The following is a 15,469-nucleotide window of genomic DNA, read 5'->3' on the forward strand; positions in this document are numbered from 1 at the left end:
GCTCAAATCTCCTTGGTCAGGCTGGGGGTGTCGTGATCGGCATCGGCCGAATCGTCGGCGGCGGACAAAGGACGCGCCGGCGTACGCTGCTTGCCTGGACCACCGTCCGGCGTCTCGGCGCCTTCGCTGATCTTCGGCCCCTTGCGCACCAGGCGCATCATGTAGCCGAGACCTGCGCCGAACAGGGCGAAATACACCACCACAAACATGATCAGGGTGATGCTCATCTGCATGAAGCTGTGGTTTGAAGACGCATCCGCCGTGCGCATCAGCCCGTAGACCACCCACGGCTGACGGCCGATTTCGGTGGTGAACCAGCCAGCGAGAATCGCGATCAGGCCGGAAGGCCCCATCCACAAGGCCAGATAGAGGAACGGCCGTGAGGTGTAGAGCGTGTCGCGCTTACGCAGCCACAGGCTCCACAGACCGGTGAAGATCATCAGGAAACCAAGGCCGACCATGATCCGGAACGACCAGAACACGACGGTCGAATTCGGCCGGTCTTCCGGCGGGAATTCCTTGAGCGCCGGGACCTGTTTGTCCAGCGAGTGAGTGAGGATCAGACTGCCGAGGTACGGGATCTCCACGGCGAATTTGGTTTTCTCTTCTTTCATGTCCGGCCAGCCGAACAGGATCAGCGGCGTCGCTTCGTCGCCTTTGTTTTCCCAGTGACCTTCGATCGCGGCGATTTTCGCCGGCTGATGTTCGAGGGTGTTGAGGCCATGGAAGTCGCCGATGACTGCCTGGATCGGCGCGACGATCAGCGCCATCCACATCGCCATCGACAGCATCGTGCGGATCGCCGGGTTGTCCTTGCCGCGCAGCAAGTGCCAGGCCGCCGAAGAGCCGACGAAGAACGCCGTGGCGACAAACGCAGCCGTGGCCATGTGCATCAGGCGATACGGGAACGATGGGTTGAAGATGATCGCCAGCCAATCGGTGGGGATTACCTGACCGTTGACGATCTCGAAGCCCTGCGGAGTTTGCATCCAGCTATTGGACGCGAGAATCCAGAACGTCGAAATCAGCGTGCCGATGGCCACCATGACCGTGGAAAAGAAGTGCAGCCCACGTCCGACCTTATTCCAGCCAAACAGCATCACCCCGAGGAAACCGGCCTCAAGGAAGAATGCCGTGAGCACTTCATAGGTCAGCAACGGCCCGGTGACGGCGCCGGCGAAGTCCGAGAAGCGACTCCAGTTGGTGCCGAACTGGTAGGCCATGACGAGCCCCGAGACCACGCCCATGCCGAAGTTGACGGCAAAGATCTTCGACCAGAAATGGTAGAGATCACGGTAGGTGTCATTACGGGTTTTTAGCCACAAGCCTTCGAGCACCGCGAGGTAACTCGCCAGGCCGATGGTGATGGCCGGGAACAGGATGTGGAACGAGATGGTGAACGCGAACTGAATTCGGGCGAGATCGAGTGCCTCTAAACCGAACATAAGTCTTCCTCTGTCAGGTAATACCGGCGTCCGGGCTTGTGGCCCCTGCGCCTACTGCCCCCACGGATATGGAGTGCGGCGAATTCTGATTCGTTCTTTTTAAACAACCATCGCAACGCAGGGAGTCTGGTCAACGCGCCACCAGAGCATCGCCCAGGAGGGTCTTGATCTGGATCAAGCAACGTTGAAAGAGTAGTCCCATTTCCGACGAAGAACTGCGTGGTCGTTTGCCGCGTGACAAGTTGCCTCATCGGCGCGGCGATGCTCTGCAATGGATTTCTTGCGGCGAGCTTGAGGAAATCGATGTCTGCCTAACTAAATTTTTTGTCATGGCAACTTCCTGTTACAGACTGGTGATAACCTCGCGATTCCCCTCGAGCCAGACCTGCCTTCAGATGCCCAGCCAAGCGCCCCTGCTGTTACGTCACCATCGTCCGTTTCTCGCTTTCTGGTTCGCGCGGATCTTCACCGCCAGCGGCTTTCAGATGCTCACTGTGGCAATTGGCTGGAACCTCTACCAATTGACCGGCAACGTCCTCGATCTGGGTCTGGTCGGCCTGGTCGAATTCGCCCCGCGTGTGCTGTTCATGTTGCACACCGGGCATGTCGCCGACCGCTATGACCGACGCAAAGTCGCGGCGATCTGTCAGTCGTTGCAGGCATTGATCGCCCTGGCGCTGGCCATCGGCAGCGCCACCGATCACGTCACCCGCGAGATGATCTTCATCCTCGCCTTCCTGCTCGGCGCGGCGCGTTCGTTCGAGATGCCGACCACCCAGGCACTGCTGCCGAGTATTGTGCCCAGCGCACTGTTCCCACGGGCGGTGGCAGCGGCACAATCGGCGCAACAGTCGGCAACCATCGTCGCCCCGGCGCTGGGCGGCTTGCTCTACGCGTTCGGCAGCGTCTGGGTGTATGGCCCGACCGTGCTGCTGTATGTCATTGCCTGCACCTTGATGCTCAACCTGCCCGCGCGGCAAACACCACTGAATAAAGGCAAAGCCACGCTGGATTCGTTGCTGGCGGGGATTCGCTTCATTCGCAGCCGCCCGGACATTCTCGGGGCGATTTCGCTGGATTTGTTTGCGGTACTCCTCGGCGGCGCCACGGCGTTGTTGCCGGTATTCGCCAAGGACATCCTGCTGACCGGGCCATGGGGCCTCGGCCTGCTACGTTCGGCACCGGCGGTCGGCGCACTGGGGATGTCGCTGTTCCTCGCCCGATTTGCCGTAGAACGCAACGTTGGCCGGATAATGTTCACGGCGGTCGGCGTATTCGGCGTTGCCACCATCGCCTTCGGCCTGTCGACCTCGTTCTGGTTCTCGCTGGCGGTGCTGGTGGTACTCGGCGCGGCGGACATGATCAGCATGGTCATCCGCGCCTCTTTCGTACAATTGGAAACCCCCGACGAAATGCGCGGCCGGGTCAGCGCGGTGAACGGGCTGTTTATCGGCGCTTCCAATCAGTTGGGCGAATTCGAATCCGGCGTCACCGCCCACTGGTTCGGCACCGTGCCGGCGGTGGTGATGGGCGGGATCGGTACGCTGGTGGTGACGGGGACATGGATCAAGTTGTTTCCGACGCTGGCTAACCGGGATCGCATGCATGTGCCGGTGGAGGAGGTGAAGGTCTGACAACCTCCAAAACACAAAATAACTGAAAAGGTGCGGTACATAGTTACCGCACCGAGTGTAATGTATCGCCTTACACTCCAGCCCATGATCAAATCCTTTCAGCACAAAGGCCTTCGAGGCTTCTATGAAACAGGTTCGACTCGCGGGATTCGTGCCGACCACGCAAAACGGCTGTCGCGCATGCTGCAGTTCATGGATCGCGCTACGATTCCCGCAGATCTAGACCTTGCGGGTTGGCGCCTGCATCGATTGAAAGTTGAACTGACGGAGTACTGGTCGCTGAGCGTTTCAGGCAACTGGCGAGTGATCTTTCGTTTTGTCGGTTCGGATATCGAACTGGTCGATTATCTGGATTACCACTGACAGGAGGCAGGCTCATGCCCATGCACAACCCGCCACACCCCGGCGAAACCCTGCTGATGGATGTTTTGCCCGAGCTTGGCATCAGCGTGACCGAATTGGCCCGACACTTGGGCTTCGCGCGCCCACATCTTTCCCGTGTACTACACGGACATGCGCCAATCAGCCCGGATCTGGCTGTGCGTCTTGAGCGTGCTGGCATTGGCAAGGCGCGTGTGTGGCTAGGCGTACAAACCGACTACGATCTGTGGCAAGCGGAGCATCGGGAGCAACCGGTTATCGAACTGATCGCTGTCCACGCCTGACACCTCCAGCCACTACAACTCCCCCGCCACTTTCACCCGCAAGGCCTTGCCGCCGAGTTGCTCGACCAGCGTCAAGGCAAACTCCAGCGCAGCGCTGGAACCTTGCGCGGTGATGCAATTGCCGTCGACCACCACCGGTTGATCAACAAACGTACAGCCCGAGAGTTGATGGCTGGCGCTGGGCAAACAGGTCATGCGTCGTTGACGCAGCACTCCAAAGGTTTGCAGGGCGACGGCCGGGGATTCGGCGATGGCGGCGAACAGGCGTCCGGCGCTGGCTTGATCCTTGAGCAGTTGTTGCAGCGGTTGATGTGCGGCCAGATGTTGTGAACCGACAACACCGCCGGGCAGTACGATCAGGTCGAAGGTTTGCGCCAGCACATCGACCAGCATGCCGTCGGCGGTCAGGCGTGTACCACGCGCGCAGGTCAGCATGCGTCGTCCTTCAATACTGGCGGCGACCACTTCGATGCCGGCGCGGCGCAGCACGTCGATCAGGGTCACGCTTTGCAGATCATCGATGCCCTCGGCGAGGGTAATCAGGGCTCTAAAGGTCATGGGCGCTATCCGCTGGGTGATACTTTAAGCGTAGTCAGCTTCACCCGGATCGCGCTGCAACAGCCGTTACTTGATGTAAAGCTGGGTCGACATCGTATTGCGTGGCGCGTTGATCGAGGTGTTGCTGAAGGTGAAGGTACCTTCCTGTTTGCCCGCCAGATCGAAGGTATAAAGAGAACCGACGGTGCTACGGCCCGGACTGCACTCGGTCAGGTTGCCATTATCAAAGGCACATACCGGCGCTCGGGTGCCGTTCACTTCGAAACCATCCAGCGTGGCATGCGGCTGGCTCTGGCCGTATCCGACTTCCAGTACATAGACTTTGATGCTCGGCCCGTTGTGATTGCATTGGGTCTGTGTCTGCCCATCACCAATGTCTTCCAGGCCACAGGCCGGCGATTGCACCTTGATCACTTTCACTTGGGTCAACGGCTCCGCCGAGGCCGCCAACGCTAACGGCGTCAAGGCCATCAGTGCTGCAATCAAACCCGAACCCTTCATCCAGCACCTGCTCATGCGCTTCCCGTCCCGAAAAAATCAGCGCGCAGTATGGCGCAGTTGGCTTCAAGGCAAAACTTCGCCGACGATCGACACCAACAACCGCCATATTCCTCACGCTGCTGGTATGATGCGCGGCTTTTTCCGGCCCACCACAATTTTCCAGGCGCTTGCGATGGTCTGTGCTTTGCTGTTGAGGTCGATACATTCACGGCGCCACGCGCGCCACGGGGAGCAGACATGCTGGAAAGGCTGTTTCAACTCAAGGCACACAACACCAACGTGCGCACCGAGATTCTGGCGGGCATCACGACTTTCTTGGCCATGGCCTACATTCTGTTCGTCAATCCGAGCATTCTCGGCGAGACCGGCATGGACAAGGGTGCGGTGTTTGTCGCCACCTGTCTGGCGGCTGCGATCGGTTCGACGATCATGGGCCTGATCGCCAACTACCCGATCGCCCTTGCGCCGGGCATGGGTCTGAACGCCTTCTTCACCTACACCGTCGTCCTGCACATGGGTCACACCTGGCAAGTGGCGCTGGGTGCGGTGTTCATCTCGGCCGTGTGCTTCTTCCTGTTGTCGATCTTCCGTATCCGTGAATGGATCATCAACAGCATCCCGCTGCCACTGCGCTCGGCGATTGCTGCCGGTATCGGCCTGTTCCTGGCACTGATCGCCCTGCACAACGCTGGCATCGTGGTCAGCAACCCGGCGACCATGGTCGGCCTCGGTGACTTGAAAGCCCCGGCACCGATCCTCGCCACCCTCGGCTTTGCCCTGATCGTTGCCCTCGAAGCGCTGAAAGTGCGCGGTGCAGTACTGATCGGCATTCTGGCAGTGACCATCATTTCCATCGCCATGGGCGTCACCCCGTTCAACGGCGTGACCTCGATGCCACCTTCGCTGGCGCCGACCTTCATGCAACTGGACATCAAAGGCGCACTGGACATCGGTCTGGTCAGCGTGATTTTCGCGTTCCTGTTCGTCGACCTCTTCGACAACTCCGGCACCCTGATCGGCGTCGCCAAGCGCGCCGGCCTGATGGGCAAGGACGGCCACATGCCGAAAATGGGCCGCGCACTGATCGCCGACAGCACCGCGGCCATGGCCGGTTCGTTGCTGGGTACGTCGACCACCACCAGTTACATCGAATCTGCTGCCGGCGTGAGTGCGGGCGGGCGTACCGGTCTCACCGCCATCGTCGTGGCGATTCTGTTCCTGCTGGCACTGTTCTTCTCGCCACTGGCGGCCAGCGTTCCGGCCTTCGCCACCGCGCCGGCACTGCTGTTCGTCGCCGTATTGATGACTTCCGGTCTGGCGGAAATAGACTGGGACGACATCACCGTCGCCGCGCCGGTCGTGGTCACCGCGCTAGCCATGCCGTTCACTTATTCGATCGCCAACGGCATCGCGTTCGGTTTCATCGCCTGGACCGTGATCAAGTTGCTGTCCGGCCGCGCTCGTGAGCTGAACCCGGCGCTGGTGATTCTGTCGATTCTGTTTGTGATCAAGTTGGGTTGGTTCAACGCATGACATTCGATTCCCAGGCTTACGCCGAGCAACTTGAAGCCAAGGTCACGCGTTTGCGTGATCTGCTGGCGCCGTTCGATGCCCCCGAGCCGACCGTGTTCGACTCGCCGCTGCAGAACTTCCGTCTGCGCGCCGAATTCCGCCTGTGGCGCGAGGGCGGCGAGCGGCATTACGCGATGTTCTCGCAGGACGACAAACGCACGCCGATCCTGATCGAAGCGTTCCCGATTGCCAGCCTGCGCATCAACCAGTTGATGCCGCAATTAAAGGCTGCCTGGCAGGCCAGTTCGGCGCTGAGCCACAAGCTGTTTCAAGTGGAGTTTCTGACCACACTGTCTGGCGATGCGATGATCACCCTGTGCTATCACCGCCCGCTGGACGAACACTGGCATACAGCGGCGACGAAGTTGGCGGCGGATCTCGGCGTCAGCATTATTGGTCGCTCGAAGGGTAAACGCGAAGTGCTTGGCCTCGATTACGTGGTCGAGAAACTCGACGTCGGCGGTCGCACCTTCAGCTATCGCCAGCCGGAAGGCGCGTTCACCCAGCCGAACGGCACGGTGAACCAGAAGATGCTCAACTGGGCGTACGAAGCACTCGGTGACCGCACTGACGACTTGCTGGAGCTGTATTGCGGTAACGGTAACTTCACCCTGCCGCTCGCGACTCGCGTGCGCAAAGTGCTGGCTACCGAAATCAGCAAAACCTCGGTCAACGCGGCATTGAGCAACCTCAGCGAAAACGCTGTGGATAACGTCACTCTGGTGCGTTTGTCTGCCGAAGAACTGACCGAAGCGCTCAACGAAGTGCGCCCGTTCCGTCGCCTGCAAGGCATCGACCTGAAGAGCTACGAGTTCGGCAGCGTCTTCGTCGACCCGCCGCGCGCCGGCATGGACCCGGACACCTGCGAGCTGACCCGACGTTTCGACAACATCCTGTACATCTCCTGCAACCCGGAAACCCTGGCGGCCAACATCGCCCAGTTGCACGACACGCACCGTATTACCCAGTGCGCGTTGTTTGACCAGTTCCCGTGGACGCATCACATGGAATCGGGTGTGTTGCTGACCCGGCGTTGATTACGGGACAGCAGATACGAAAAAGCCGTCGTGATTGACGGCTTTTTTGTGGGCGCTCACTAAGCGGGATCGACCTTACGCGGACGCCCGCCCTTTTTGCCATTCGCCCGCGCGGCTGCAGACTTTGCCGCGCTGCTCTGACGGCCGTTGCGCGAAGCAACGGCAGAAGCGGCCATGGCCAATAGTGATGGGCTCGCCGAAATCATCCCAGAAATGGAAACGTCGAGGTCTTTACCCTCGTGACAAAGCGCAGTGCCCGCGAAGCCAACTGTCAGGTTTTCGTAATCCTCTGCATTGAATCCGTCGAACTCTGGATAACGATCCACCGGTAGCAACACACCGCTGCCGTCTTCAAAACGGATGATCAGGGATGGTTTCTCAAAGGTTACGGAGACAGCCTGCAAGCTATTCGTCCGGCGTGCTTGCCCTTGCTCGATGGCGACGTCGATCATCTCCTCCGTGAGGGGACGACGTGCAGATGGCTTGGCTTTGATGACCTTCATAAATCGATTTCCACTCCTTCCAATGCGTCTATCAATGTCAGAAGAGTTTTGCCCTCGTCTGGCAGATAACGCGCCGATCCCACTCTGTATGTCGTGTCAGTGACGAGTTTCATCCCCAACACTTCGTTTGAATGGCTGTCCCACAATTGATTGTCGAGACAGACAGTTTGCAATTTCGACCACCAGATCCCGCGTGCTCGTCGCAGATGAGCAGGCTGCTAAAGGGATCGACACAAGCCTTCCAGCACGGCCAAGGGTGGTCGACGAGAAAGCGGCACGACGTCCCAAAGCTCAATATCGTTGTGCCAGAAACTGAACTGTAATCGGGCACTCCAACTGCCCGCATTCACGTGAACGTGTGGTGGGCAATGTTCATCTCGCAGCATGATGACAATCGACAATCCTTTGTAGCTGCACACCTTCATGCTAACCCATCCGTTAGGTTAAAAAATTTCAGGATTTGAGATTCCTTTCAAATCCGACGACTGGTGATCAAGCACATGACGTTTCACCGCTTTTGAGGCTAGCGTCGGAACGGGTCATGAGTCGGTCAATCTCCGGTAAAAAACGTAAGCAAAGCTGTCGTCATATCTCGATCAATATTGCTTCTGTGCGATCACCGAACATAAAACGCCACGTCCATTTTTGTTCAATTGACCATGGTAACCATCTAGTACATTTTATCTCCACAGGCTGAAATCCTCGGCCAAAGCCAAAAACAATAAGTGGAGTTACCCCTCATGCCCCCTATCGTTCTGGTGCTCAATGGCCCGAACCTGAACCTGCTCGGCACTCGTGAGCCGGCGACTTACGGTCACGAAACCCTTGCGGACATCTCGGCTCTGTGCGGTCGCGCTGCCGAAGAATTCGGCCTGGCCGTGGAGTTTCGCCAGACCAATCACGAAGGCGAACTGCTCGACTGGATTCACGCTGCCCGTGGCCGTTGCGCCGGGATCGTGATCAATCCGGCCGCGTGGACGCACACTTCGGTGGCGATTCGCGATGCGCTGGTGGCCAGTGAATTACCGGTGATCGAAGTGCACCTGTCCAACGTCCACGCCCGCGAGCCGTTCCGTCATCACTCGTTTGTCTCGGCGATTGCCACAGCGGTAATGGCCGGTTTTGGCAGTCACGGCTATCGACTGGCACTGGAACATTTCAGCCAGCGGCTGAAGGGGTAACTCGCATGTCTCGCTCTAACGTGATACTCGCCGGGCTGATCGGCGCCGGCATTCAGGCCTCGCGCACACCCGCGCTGCATGAGCACGAAGGTGATGCCCAAGGCCTGCGTTATCTGTACCGACTGATCGATCTCGATCAACTGAAAATGGACAGCACCGCCCTGCCCGACCTGCTGCTGGCGGCCGAGCGGATGAACTACACCGGATTGAACATCACCTTCCCGTGCAAGCAGGCGATCATCCCGCTGCTCGATGAGTTGTCGCCGGAAGCCGAAGGCATCGGCGCGGTGAACACGGTGGTACTGAAGGACGGCAAGCGTGTTGGCCATAACACCGACTGTCTCGGTTTCGCTGAGGGTTTTCGCCGGGGGCTGAAGGACGCTGCCCGCGAGCGCGTAGTCCAGATGGGCGCGGGTGGCGCGGGTGCAGCAGTGGCCCACGCATTGTTGAGCGAAGGCGTACGGCAACTGAGCATTTTCGATGTCGACCGTGAGCGCGCCGAGAGTCTGGCGAACAATCTCAATCAGCATTTCGGCTCGGGTCGCGCCGTGGCCGGGCAAGATCTACCGAGTACGCTGAATCAGGCCAACGGGCTGGTGAATACCACGCCAATGGGCATGGCCAAACTGCCGGGCATGCCGGTGCCGGTCGAGTTGCTGCGCAAGGAATTGTGGGTGGCGGAGATTGTGTATTTCCCGCTGGAAACCGAACTGCTGCGCAACGCCCGCGCGCTGGGTTGCCGGACGCTGGATGGGGGCAACATGGCGGTGTTTCAGGCGGTGAAGGCGTTTGAATTGTTTAGCGGCGTGGTGCCGGATGCGCAGCGGATGCTCGCGCATTTTCAAAGCATGAATGGCTGAATTCTTTCCCCCTGTGGGAGCGAGCCCGCTCGCGAAGGCGTACGGCCAGCCAATACATCTGTTGACTGACACACCGCTTTCGCGAGCAGGCTCGCTCCCACAGGGGAATGTGTCAGGCCTGCAGGTAACGCAACACCGATTCGCAAATCATCTCGCGATGCCGCTGCTTGATGCTTTCATCCGGCAGATCGATCTGAAAGATCTCGCCAAACGTGTGCCGGTTCGACACGCGATAGAAGCAGAAAGAACTGATCAGCAAATGCACATCCAGCGCGTCCAGCCCCGGACGGAAAACACCTTCAGCAGCACCCCGACGCAGAATCTCGCCGAGCGAATCGAGGATGGTGTTGTTCATCGCCTTGATCGCATCGGAACGCTTCACGTATTCGGCATTGTGGATGTTTTCAATGCTGACGATGCGCACAAAATCGACGTTGCGGTCGTGGTGATCGAAGGTGAACTCGACCAATCGGCGAATCGCTTCCACCGGCGCCAGCTCGGCCAGGTGCAAACGGTTTTCGGTGTTGCGAATATCGCCATATAGCTTTTCCAGCACCTCGACGTACAACTGCTCCTTACTACCGAAGTAGTAATAGATCATGCGTTTGGAGGTGTGGATACGCTCGGCAATTGCGTCGACGCGAGCGCCGGACAAGCCTTGCTGGACGAACTCGACGATCGCCTCCTGCAGGATGTTCTCGCGGGTCTTTTCCGGGTTGTTCTTGCGACTCTTGCGCGGCTCCACGGCGGATACGACAGGAGCTGCGGAAAGTTCTGTATTCATCGTCATTGCGGGCTCACGGCCATCACTGCACAGGCGGCGATTATGGGCCGCGCAGCACAGTGAAGGAAGCTGCGGGACCTGTGTTTAATCCCGCGTTTACGAATTTCCTACAACTTCGCCTGGCGCACGGCGCCGCTGCGGGATTTCGCCATCGCCGCTAGACGCACTGCGACGTTCGCCGCGCCGTAACCGGCATAGCCGTTCTTGCGCTGGATGATCTCGAAGAAGAAACGCCCTTCGAACGGCTCCGTGTAGACGTGGAACAGCTCACCGCCCTGCGCATCACGGTCGTACAGAACGTTGTAATACGCCAGTTCACTGAGAAACTCGTCGTCAAAATCGAAGCGCGCGGCAAGGTCGTCGTAATAGTTGAGCGGAATATCCAGCAGCGGCACGCCGGCTTCTTTGGCGCGACTGACTTCGGCGAAGATGTCGTCACAATCGAAGGCGATGTGGTGCACACCGGAGCCGCGATAACTCGACAGCGCGTGGGAGATGGCGGTGTTGCGGTTCTCGGAGATGTTCAGCGGCAAGCGGATCGAACTGTCGCGGCTACGCAAGGCGCGGCTCTTCACCAGACCATACGGATCAGGCAGCACCACTTCATCGTCCGCCTCGAAATCCAGCAGGCTCTTGTAGAACAGCACCCAACTGTCGAGGCTGTCGGCCGGCAACGCCATGGCCATGTGGTCGATGCGTTTGAGACCGCCACGGGCGGGAGCATCTGCCAGCAGATTGAAGTCGGTGCCATAAACGTCGGCCTGCTCATCCACCAGATAAATCAGGCTGCCGTCCGGCGCGCGCACCGCCGCCAGTTCCAGTTCGTTGGGGCCGACCAGTCCACGATAGGGCTGACCTTTGTAAGCGACGGCGCGTGCCAATGCACTGGCGCTGTCCTTGACCCGCACAGCCGTGGCACACAGCGACGGGCCGTGAGCCTCGAAGAAGCTGTGGGCAAAGGAATACGGTTCGGAGTTGAGGATCAGATTGATGTCGCCCTGACGCAGCAGGCTCACACTCTTGGAACGATGCTGCCCGGCCTTGACGAACCCCAAGCGTTCCAGCCAGTTCGACAGCTTGGCGCCGAGGCTTTCATCAACGGCGAACTCAAGAAATTCGATGCCGTTGTACTCGCTGGCCTTCGGTGTTTCGAAAAGGATTTCGCGATTGGCGACAGGCGTCGCTTCCTGCTCGAGACGCTGGCGGGTCTTCTCTTCCAGATACAGCAGTGAACGTAAACCATCGGCGGCATTGGCCCGTGGCGGCGCGGCGCGGAAGCCATCGTTGAAAATTTCCAGCGACAGCGGCCCGGCGTAACCGCTCTGGATGATCGGCGCGAGGAAACCCGGCAGATCGAATTCGCCCTGTCCCGGGAAGCAACGGAAATGCCGGCTCCACTCCAGCACATCCATGGCCAGGATCGGCGCGTCGGCCATTTGCACAAAGAAAATCTTGTCGCCGGGAATGTCGGCAATGGCGCGGGGATCGCCCTTCAACGACAGCGTATGGAAGCTGTCGAGCAACACGCCGAGGCTCGGGTGATCGGCCTGACGCACGATGTCCCAGACCTGTTGATAAGTATTCACGTGACGGCCCCACGCCAGCGCTTCGTAACCAATGCGCAAGCCGCGCGCGCCGGCATGCTCGGCCAGCAGGCGCAGATCATCGACTAGAATTCGCTGATCGCCGACGCTGTCGGCCGAGGCGTTACTGCAGACCAACACCAGGTCGGTGCCCAGCTCCTGCATGAGGTCGAACTTGCGTTCGGCGCGCTCAAGGTTACGCGCCAGGCGATCACGGCGGCAGCCTTCGAAATCGCGGAACGGCTGAAACAGAGTGATGGCGATGCCGAGATCGGCGCACATCTGTTTAATTTCCCGCGGGCTGCCGTCGTAGTACAGGAGGTCGTTTTCGAAAATCTCCACCCCGTCGAACCCGGCGGCGGCGATGGCTTCGAGTTTTTCCGGCAGGGTGCCGCTCAAGGAAACGGTGGCAATGGAACGCTGCATGTTTCAACTCCCGGACTGCGCCGCTTTATCTTTACTGTAGGAGCTGCCGAAGGCTGCGATCGTTTGATCTTTATTCGTGAAAACAGAATCAAAAGATTGCAGCCTGCGGCAGCTCCTACATGGGATGGTTTTTATAGTAGGGAAATTATTGGCTGCATCGATCGCGGCAGCAATTTAAAGTGTACTACCCGGTTAGTTTTGCGTGCGATTATCGAACACAATGGCGGTTTGGCGAATTGACGATTTTTCGTCCACTGCCCAACATCGACTGCACATTGAGTCCGGATCTGAACCACCGGTCGCAGCGTGCAAGTAAAAAGCACACCAAATAACAAATCCAAAAACGGGTGGAACACATGATTCCTTCACAGACTTCCCGCATGGCTCCGGCCATGAGCACTGCCACGGGTGGCATCGGCGACAAGATCCGCGGCGCCATGGCTGTCGGCAAGACCCGTTGGGGCATGCTGGCGCTGGTGTTTTTCGCCACGACCCTGAACTACATCGACCGCGCCGCCCTCGGCGTCATGCAGCCCATCCTCGCCAAGGAAATGAGCTGGACGGCGATGGATTACGCCAACATCAACTTCTGGTTTCAGGTCGGCTACGCGATCGGTTTCGTCCTGCAAGGACGCTTGATCGACCGGGTCGGCGTCAAGCGCGTGTTCTTCTGCGCCGTGCTGCTGTGGAGCCTGGCCACCGGTGCCCACGGTCTGGCAACGTCAGCCGTTGGCTTTATGGTCTGCCGGTTTATTCTCGGCCTGACTGAAGCGGCGAACTACCCGGCCTGTGTGAAAACCACGCGCCTGTGGTTCCCGGCCGGCGAACGTGCGGTCGCCACCGGCATCTTCAACGCCGGCACCAACGTCGGTGCGATGTTCACGCCGATGCTGCTGCCACTGGTCCTGCACGTCTGGGGCTGGCAAGCGGCGTTCCTGTGCATGGCGGCGCTGGGCGGGATCTGGCTGTTGTTCTGGGGCTTGAAATACTTCAACCCGGAAGATCACCCGAGCGTGAAACAGTCCGAGCTGGACTACATCCAGCAAGAAGTCGAACCGGAACAGGCCCGCGTGCCGTTCTCGAAAATCCTGCGGATGCGCGGCACCTGGGCCTTCGCCCTCGCCTACTCGCTGACCGCACCGGTGTTCTGGTTCTATCTGTACTGGCTGCCACCGTTCCTCAATCAGCAATACAACCTAGGCATCAACGTCACCCAAATGGGTATTCCGCTGATCATCATCTACGTCACGGCCGACTTCGGTAGCGTCGGTGGCGGCATTCTGTCTTCGTTCCTGATCGGTCGCGGGATGAACTCGATCAAAGCGCGGCTGCTGTCGATGTTCCTGTTTGCTTGCTGCATCATCGGCGTGATCATGGCCGCCGGCTCAGCCAACCTGTGGGTGGCGGTGGCCGCGATTTCTCTGGCAATCGGTGCGCACCAGGCGTGGACAGCAAACATCTGGAGCCTGGTAATGGACTACACGCCCAAGCACATGATGAGCACCGTGTTCGGTTTCGGTGGTATGTGCGCAGCGATCGGCGGGATGTTCATGACCCAGATCGTCGGCCACATCCTCACCGTGACCAACAACAACTACACCGTGTTGTTCACCCTGATTCCGGCGATGTACTTCATTGCGCTGACGTGGATGTACTTCATGGCACCGCGCAAGATTCCTACCGTCACCGAGTAATCTGCCAACACCCGGCTTCCTTGTAGGAGCTGCGGCACGCTGCGATCTTTTGATCTTGATGTTGAAGATCAAAAGATCGCAGCCTCGTTTCACTCGTCAGCTCCTACACAGGGGTTTGCGTATCCCTCAACGGCGGCTCTGCTGCCACGCTGCCGCCAGTCCGCTGCAACAGATCACCGCGATGCCAATGATCGTCAGCAGACTCGGCGTGTGATTGAACAGCAGCCAGCCCAACAACCCGGCAAACACAATCTGGCAATAACCGAACGGCGCCAGCAGTGCTGGAGCGGCATGGCGGAACGCCTGGGTCAGAAACAAATGCGCGGTCATCCCGCAACTGCCCAGCGCCAGCATCAACCCGGCATGGGTCAACGTCGGCACCTGCCAGAAGAACGGCACTAGTGCACTCATCACCAGCGTGTTGCATAACCCGGCAAAGAAGTTGCTGGTGGTCGGGCTGTCCACCTCGGCGAGCTTGCGGGTCAGCAGTTGATAAAAGCAGAAAAACAGCGCCGAGCAGAACGGCAGCAACACCGCCGGAGTAAACAACTCACCGCCGGGGTGGACGATGATCAGCACGCCGATAAAGCCGCAGATCACCGCGATCCATTGACCTCGGGTCACTCGCTCCTTGAGCAGCGGCACCGACAATGCGGTCACCAATACTGGCGCAAGAAAGTTGACCGCCGTGGCTTCCGCCAATGGGATGTACAACAACGCGGTGGTGAAGAACAGGCTGGTGCCGAGCAGGCACAGTGCCCGAACCAATTGCCATAGCGGCTTCTTGGTGCGCAGCACACGCAACCCGGATTGCGGCAGAAAAATCCCTGCCATCAGCAGTGTGTGCACCAGATAGCGCGCCCAGACCACCATCACGATCGGATAAAAACCGGACAGGTATTTCGACAATGCGTCGTGACTGGAGAACAGGAAGGTTGCCACGACAATCAGCAAGATCCCCTTGAAGGGTTGGTTGACACCGGAGAGCGGGGTGCTGACAGTCATTGGTTATCCCTGTTTGAACAA

15 protein-coding genes and 1 pseudogene are annotated in these 15,469 nt (G+C 59.0%); 8 read left to right on the forward strand and 8 right to left on the reverse strand.

All coding sequences use genetic code 11. The annotated features are described in order from the left end of the window. Window positions 1-2: 2 nt before the first annotated feature. Window positions 3-1,445, reverse strand: coding sequence for a cytochrome ubiquinol oxidase subunit I (locus tag J0G10_RS26780; protein ID WP_220557024.1), 1,443 nt, complete (start codon window positions 1,443-1,445; stop codon window positions 3-5). Between the two features lie 395 nt (window positions 1,446-1,840). On the opposite strand from J0G10_RS26780, the gene J0G10_RS26785 reads away from it, so the two are divergent. From J0G10_RS26785 to J0G10_RS26795, 3 genes are all read left to right on the forward strand, one after another. After that, window positions 1,841-3,079, forward strand: coding sequence for an MFS transporter (locus J0G10_RS26785; protein ID WP_095125466.1), 1,239 nt, complete (start codon window positions 1,841-1,843; stop codon window positions 3,077-3,079). Between the two features lie 84 nt (window positions 3,080-3,163). Beyond that, window positions 3,164-3,442, forward strand: coding sequence for a type II toxin-antitoxin system RelE/ParE family toxin (locus J0G10_RS26790; RefSeq protein ID WP_220557025.1), 279 nt, complete (start codon window positions 3,164-3,166; stop codon window positions 3,440-3,442). A 14-nt stretch (window positions 3,443-3,456) separates the two neighbouring features. Beyond that, a complete protein-coding gene (locus J0G10_RS26795) occupies window positions 3,457-3,744 on the forward strand; it encodes a HigA family addiction module antitoxin (protein ID WP_095048728.1) in 288 nt (95 codons plus the stop codon). Between the two features lie 12 nt (window positions 3,745-3,756). On the opposite strand, the gene J0G10_RS26800 is transcribed toward J0G10_RS26795, so the two are convergent. Next, on the reverse strand, window positions 3,757-4,302 hold the full coding sequence (locus J0G10_RS26800) for a DJ-1 family glyoxalase III (RefSeq protein ID WP_095048729.1): 546 nt from the start codon (window positions 4,300-4,302) through the stop codon (window positions 3,757-3,759). A 66-nt stretch (window positions 4,303-4,368) separates the two neighbouring features. Then, a complete protein-coding gene (locus tag J0G10_RS26805) occupies window positions 4,369-4,818 on the reverse strand; it encodes a DUF4879 domain-containing protein (protein ID WP_220557026.1) in 450 nt (149 codons plus the stop codon). A 222-nt stretch (window positions 4,819-5,040) separates the two neighbouring features. Here J0G10_RS26805 and J0G10_RS26810 point away from each other — a divergent pair, with 222 nt between their 5' ends. Further along, window positions 5,041-6,336 carry an NCS2 family permease gene (locus J0G10_RS26810; protein ID WP_095048731.1) on the forward strand — a complete coding sequence of 432 codons (1,296 nt, stop codon included), beginning with the start codon at window positions 5,041-5,043 and terminating at the stop codon, window positions 6,334-6,336. Beyond that, window positions 6,333-7,412, forward strand: coding sequence for a tRNA (uridine(54)-C5)-methyltransferase TrmA (gene trmA, locus J0G10_RS26815; RefSeq protein WP_095048732.1), 1,080 nt, complete (start codon window positions 6,333-6,335; stop codon window positions 7,410-7,412). Before J0G10_RS26810 ends, trmA begins: the two co-directional genes overlap by 4 nt. 59 nt (window positions 7,413-7,471) lie before the next feature. On the opposite strand, the gene J0G10_RS26820 is transcribed toward trmA, so the two are convergent. Together J0G10_RS26820 and J0G10_RS30090 are read right to left on the reverse strand one after the other, a co-directional pair. After that, window positions 7,472-7,915, reverse strand: a complete 444-nt coding sequence (locus J0G10_RS26820) for a DUF2442 domain-containing protein (RefSeq protein WP_220557027.1) — start codon at window positions 7,913-7,915, stop codon at window positions 7,472-7,474. After that, window positions 7,912-8,340 (reverse strand): annotated as a pseudogene (locus J0G10_RS30090) (DUF4160 domain-containing protein). Before J0G10_RS30090 ends, J0G10_RS26820 begins: the two are co-directional and overlap by 4 nt. 315 nt (window positions 8,341-8,655) lie before the next feature. Here J0G10_RS30090 and aroQ point away from each other — a divergent pair. Continuing rightward, window positions 8,656-9,096 carry a type II 3-dehydroquinate dehydratase gene (gene aroQ, locus J0G10_RS26825; RefSeq protein ID WP_008084592.1) on the forward strand — a complete coding sequence of 147 codons (441 nt, stop codon included), beginning with the start codon at window positions 8,656-8,658 and terminating at the stop codon, window positions 9,094-9,096. Window positions 9,097-9,101: 5 nt separating this feature from the next. Next, window positions 9,102-9,956, forward strand: coding sequence for a shikimate dehydrogenase (locus J0G10_RS26830; protein ID WP_220557028.1), 855 nt, complete (start codon window positions 9,102-9,104; stop codon window positions 9,954-9,956). Between the two features lie 112 nt (window positions 9,957-10,068). Here J0G10_RS26830 and J0G10_RS26835 read toward each other — a convergent pair whose 3' ends face one another. Both J0G10_RS26835 and quiC read right to left on the reverse strand, forming a co-directional pair. Continuing rightward, complete coding sequence (locus J0G10_RS26835) at window positions 10,069-10,746, reverse strand: TetR family transcriptional regulator (RefSeq protein WP_220557029.1); 678 nt, start codon at window positions 10,744-10,746, stop codon at window positions 10,069-10,071. 101 nt (window positions 10,747-10,847) lie between these two features. Continuing rightward, complete coding sequence (quiC, locus tag J0G10_RS26840) at window positions 10,848-12,749, reverse strand: 3-dehydroshikimate dehydratase QuiC (RefSeq protein WP_220557030.1); 1,902 nt, start codon at window positions 12,747-12,749, stop codon at window positions 10,848-10,850. A 356-nt stretch (window positions 12,750-13,105) separates the two neighbouring features. On the opposite strand from quiC, the gene J0G10_RS26845 reads away from it, so the two are divergent. Continuing rightward, window positions 13,106-14,443: an MFS transporter gene (locus tag J0G10_RS26845; protein ID WP_095125472.1), complete on the forward strand. Its 1,338-nt coding sequence runs from the start codon at window positions 13,106-13,108 to the stop codon at window positions 14,441-14,443. A 126-nt stretch (window positions 14,444-14,569) separates the two neighbouring features. Here the strand turns inward: J0G10_RS26845 and J0G10_RS26850 are convergent, their stop codons facing one another. After that, a complete protein-coding gene (locus J0G10_RS26850) occupies window positions 14,570-15,448 on the reverse strand; it encodes a DMT family transporter (RefSeq protein ID WP_034153813.1) in 879 nt (292 codons plus the stop codon). Between the last annotated feature and the right edge of the window lie 21 nt (window positions 15,449-15,469).

This window comes from Pseudomonas germanica, from assembly GCF_019614655.1.
Classification (GTDB): domain Bacteria; phylum Pseudomonadota; class Gammaproteobacteria; order Pseudomonadales; family Pseudomonadaceae; genus Aquipseudomonas; species Aquipseudomonas neuropathica.